The sequence below is a fragment of the Cupriavidus sp. CP313 genome, from assembly GCF_054072015.1.
The window spans coordinates 1-1034 of sequence record NZ_JBSVZB010000088.1 but is presented as its reverse complement, the minus strand read 5'-3'; the positions used below and the strand labels follow the sequence as shown (position 1 = coordinate 1034).

Sequence of the window (1034 nt, the reverse complement as noted above, 5' to 3'; positions counted from 1 at the left end):
TTCACTATCAGGAGGAAGACATGCAATTTCTAGACGATTCCCTGCACCCCGAGAACATGGACAAGGTGGCCATCACGGTGGCCCCCTACGGCCCGGAGTGGATGCCGGAGGATTTCCCCGAGGACATCCCCGTCACCATGGAAGACCAGGTGCAGAAGGCCGTGGACTGCTACAACGCCGGCGCCACCGTGCTGCACCTGCACGTGCGCGAGCTGGACGGCAAAGGCTCCAAGCGCCTGTCCAAGTTCAACGAGCTGATCGCCGGCGTGCGCGCCGCGGTGCCCGACATGATCATCCAGGTCGGCGGCTCGATCTCGTTCGCGCCGGAAGACGACGGCCAGGCGGCCAAGTGGCTGTCCGACGACACCCGCCACATGCTGGCCGAACTCGATCCGAAGCCGGACCAGGTGACGGTGGCGATCAACACCACCCAGATGAACATCATGGAACTGCTGTACCCGGAATACCTGAAGGGTACTTCACTCGATCAGCCGGCCTACAAGGCGGCCTACCGCGAGATGACGGTGCCGGCCGGCCCGGGCTGGGTCGAGGAGCACCTGCGCCGCCTGCAGGCCTCGGGCATCCAGCCGCACTTCCAGCTGACCGGCATCCACGCGCTGGAAACGCTGGAGCGCCTGGTGCGCGCCGGCATCTACAAGGGCCCGCTGAACCTGACCTGGATCGGCATCGGCGGTGGCTTTGACGGCCCCAACCCGTTCAACTTCTTCAACTTCGTGCACCGCGTCCCGGATGGCTGCACGCTCACCGCCGAATCGCTGATGAAGAACGTGCTGCCGTTCAACATGATGGCGATGGCCATGGGCCTGCACCCGCGCTGCGGCATCGAGGACACCATCATCGACCAGCACGGCAACCGCATGACCTCGGTGCAGCAGGTCGAGCAGTGCGTGCGGGTGGCGCGCGAGCTGGGCCGCGAGATCGCATCGGGCAAGGAGGCCCGCGAGATCTATCGCATCGGCACCTGGTACGACAGCACCGAACAGACGCTGGAGCAGAACGGGTACCTGCCGAAC

The 1034-nt window shown here is 65.1% G+C and carries 1 protein-coding gene; it reads left to right on the top strand.

Annotated features, from left to right (window positions below; translation table 11 throughout):
- Positions 1 to 20: 20 nt before the first annotated feature.
- On the top strand, positions 21 to 1034 hold a 1014-nt coding region (locus tag ACW4E8_RS40990), incomplete at its 3' end, for a 3-keto-5-aminohexanoate cleavage protein (protein ID WP_456809697.1).